Raw genomic sequence first — 3,499 nt, 5'->3', positions numbered from 1 at the left:
GCAGCTTCCAATCCAGCATGCCGACCAGCGCCTTGAGGTTGTAGGCCAGGATCGCGGGGCCGCCCGGCGAGCCCACGGCCGCCACGAACCGCCGGTTCGCGTCCAGCACGATGGCCGGCGCCATCGACGAGCGCGGCCGCTTGCCGCCGGCCACGGCGTTGGCCGCCGGTGCGCCGTCGCGGTCCTTCGGCTCGAAGGAGAAGTCGGTGAGCTGGTTGTTCAGGAAGAAGCCGTGGACCATCCGGCCGGAGCCGAAGGTGCTCTCCACCGTCGTGGTCATGGAGACCGCGTTCCCCCAGGAATCGACGATCACCAGATGGGTGGTGCCGGCCACCTCCTGCGTGCGGTCGGGCGCCCGGACCCCGGCGCCGATGGGCTTGCCGGCGGCGATCGTGGCGGCCGGCGAGGGGCCGATCAGCTTGGCGCGCGCGGCCAGGTAGGCGGGGTCCAGCAGGCCCTCGACCGGCACGTCCACGAAGGCCGGGTCGCCGATGTAGCGGTCGCGGTCGGCGTACATCAGCCGGCTGGCCTGGGAGAACAGATACCAGCCCTGCGGATCGGTTGGCCCGCGGCGGTCGATGTCGGTGCGCTCCAGAAGCCCCAGCGCCTCCAGCACGCCCGGTCCGCCCGCCGGCGCCGGCGGCAGGCAGACGACCCAGATCCGATAGGGGCGGCAGAGGGCCGGCTCCGCCTTCGGCCGGTAGCTCGCCAGGTCGGCCAGCGTCAGGGTTCCCGGCAGCTCGCCCGCGCGGGTGCGCGCGACGATCGCCTGGGCGAGCGGTCCCTGCAGCAGGCCCGCTGCGCCGCGCTCGGCGATCAGCCGCAGGCTCTCGGCGTAGGCCGGGTTCTTCAGGACGTCGCCGGCCTGGATCCTCGTCCCGTTGGTCTTGGTGAAGTAGCGCGCCGCGTCGGGCGCCGAAGCTTGCGGCGCGCGCGAGCTGGCGGCCGCGGCGAGCCGGCCCGGAACGACGAAGCCTTGGTCGGCGAGCCGCTCGGCGTCCGCGAACAGCGACGACCAGGCAAGCTTGCCATGCTGCGCCTGGGCCAGCGCCAGCATGGCGATCGCGCCCGGAACGCCGGTCGAGCGGCCGCTGAGGACGGCGGTCGCGAAGGGCAGGGGCCTGCGGTCGGGCCCCAGGAACATGTCGGGCGTCGCGCCGGCGGGGGCGGTCTCGCGGCCGTTGTAAGAGGTCACGGTGCGGGTCCTGGCGTCGTAGAACACCATGAAGGCCCCGCCGCCCAGGCCCGAGCTCTGCGGCTCGACCAGGCCCAGCACCGCCTGCACCGCGACCGCCGCGTCGACCGCCGAGCCGCCGCGCCGGAGCACGGCCAGGCCCGCGTCCACCGCCATCGGATTGGCCGCCGCGACCATGGCGCGCGGCGCGAGGTTGGCGGCGGCCTGCGGCTGAACTGGTCGAGGCGCCGGCGCGGTCGTCGTCTGGCAGGCGCCCAGGAGCATGGCGAGGGCGAGAGGCAGCAGACGGGACTTGAGGGACAAGGCAGCGCTCCGGAATGTGGCTGCAACATAGGCGCGCGCGGATGGACAACAACCGCTGGGGGTGCGAGCCCTACGGCCGATGACCTCGCCGCTCCCCCGCGCCCGCCCCGGCGCCCGCAACCTGATCACCGACGTGCCCGGGCTGAAGGTCGGCCAGGCCGAAGACGTCCGCGTCCGCTCCGGCGTCACCGTGATCCTGCCGGACGCGCGGGCGGTCTGCGGCGTCGACGTGCGCGGCGGCGGGCCGGGCACGCGCGAGACCGACGCGCTCGCCGCCGACACCCTGGTCGACGCAGTCGACGCCGTCGTGCTCTCCGGCGGATCGGTCTATGGCCTGGCCGCCGCCGACGGGGTCGCCGCCTGGCTGGGCGCGCGCGGCAGGGGGTTCGTGGTCTCGCCGGACCCGGCCGTGCCGGTCTCGCCGATCGTGCCGGCCGCGATCCTGTTCGACCTCGCCAACGGCGGCGACAAGGCCTGGGGCGAAGCCCCGCCCTACGCGGACCTCGGCCGCCGCGCCGTCGCCGCCGCCGCCGAGGCGTTCGCCCTGGGCACGAACGGGGCCGGCTGCGGGGCGATGGCGGGGGCGATCAAAGGCGGCGTCGGCTCGGCCTCGGTGGTCAGCGCCGACGGCTTCACGGTGGGGGCGATCGTCGCGGTCAACTGCTGGGGCTCGGTGACAGCGCCCGGCGGCCGCAGCTTCTGGGCCGCGCCGCACGAGATCGAGGCGGAGTTCGGCGGCCTGGGCGCCGCCGGTCTTTCGGCCGATCCCGACGACTGGGGCCTCTCCAAGGCGCCAGCCGGCGGGCGCAACACCACCATCGCCTGCGTCGCCACGGACGCCGCCCTGTCGCCCGCCCAGGCCCGCCGCGTCGCGGTGATGGCGCAGGACGGCCTGGCCCGCGCCATTCGCCCGGTCCACGCGCCGTTTGACGGCGACGTGGTCTTCGCCCTTTCCACCGCCGCCCGTTTGCTGAGCGAGCCCGTCCCCTACACGGTGGCGAGGCTGGGCGCGCTCGCCGCCGACTGCCTGGCGCGCGCGGTCGCCCGCGGCGTCCATGCGGCGACGGCCTGGCCGGGCGCTGCGGTGCGCACCTGGGCCGACCTGTGAGCCTGGACGCCCTGTCGCGGCGCGATGTGAAGACCAGCCTGGGCGTGGTTCCCGTGTGGAGCGCCCCGGAAATCTTCGCCTCCCGCCGGCCGCTGCTGCTGGCGATCGCCGGCCTGTTCGCGGGCGCGGACGACCTCTCGCGCCTGCCCGAGGTGATGGCGCCGGTCGCCGACGCGGCGATCCTGCGCATCCCCGGCTCCGGCCCGCCGCCGCTGCGCGAGGCGTCGCTGGAGGGTTTCGCCCGCGCGGTCGGCGAGCTGATCGGCCAGCAGTTCGCCGACCGGCCGGTGGTGCTGCTCGGCGTCTCGATCGGCGCCGCCGCGGCGCTCGGCGTCCGGGCGCCCGCCGTCCGTCGCATCGTCGCCGTGGAGCCGATCCTGGCGACCGGCGAGCTCTGGCCGCTGGAGGGCCCGGTCCGCGCCCACCTGCGCGGCCTGCCCAGGGGTCATCCGTCGCACGACCTCTACTGGCGGCTGTTCGGCCTGGATGCAGAGCGCTGCGCGGCGCGCGACCATGGAGGCCTGCTGAAGGGCCTTTCCGTCCCCGTCGACGTGCTGCTCGCCGGCCAGCCGCTCGCGCCTGAGCGCAAGCTCGAAGGCTTCCCGAGCCTGGTTCCGGAGGCCCTGCACGCCCGGCTGGCGGCCCTGCCGCAGGTCCGGCTGCATCAGGCGCCCGGCGCCGGCCACAACGTCCAGGCCGCTGCCGGCAAGCAGCTTACCGAGCTGCTCTTCGAGGCCTGCCGCCGCGCGGCGGCCGATGCGCCCCACGAGGCCCGCGGCCTCGACGAGCCGCTGCTCGAGGCGACCCCGCTCGGCGCCAGCCGCATCGCCCATTGGGGTCCGGGCGGCCCTGCCTTCGCCGGCGCCTACCTAGGCTGGAACCCGACCGCCGAG

3 protein-coding genes are annotated in these 3,499 nt (G+C 75.7%); 2 read left to right on the top strand and 1 reads right to left on the bottom strand.

The window, feature by feature from the left end:
- Window positions 1–1,459, bottom strand: a 1,459-nt coding sequence (locus tag VJS38_RS15875; RefSeq protein WP_324089126.1) for a gamma-glutamyltransferase family protein, incomplete at its 3' end; no start/stop codon positions are given.
- Between the two features lie 118 nt (window positions 1,460–1,577).
- On the opposite strand from VJS38_RS15875, the gene VJS38_RS15870 reads away from it, so the two are divergent.
- Window positions 1,578–2,606, top strand: a complete 1,029-nt coding sequence (locus VJS38_RS15870) for a P1 family peptidase (RefSeq protein ID WP_324089125.1) — start codon at window positions 1,578–1,580, stop codon at window positions 2,604–2,606.
- Window positions 2,603–3,499 (top strand): alpha/beta hydrolase (locus VJS38_RS15865; protein WP_324089124.1); only part of this gene is annotated, 897 nt, incomplete at its 3' end. The genes VJS38_RS15870 and VJS38_RS15865, both read left to right, overlap by 4 nt.

The sequence above is a fragment of the Phenylobacterium sp. genome, from assembly GCF_035276905.1.
Lineage (GTDB): Bacteria > Pseudomonadota > Alphaproteobacteria > Caulobacterales > Caulobacteraceae > Phenylobacterium.
Note: the sequence above shows the minus strand (reverse complement) of the source record. Positions and strands in the feature narration are given on the sequence as shown.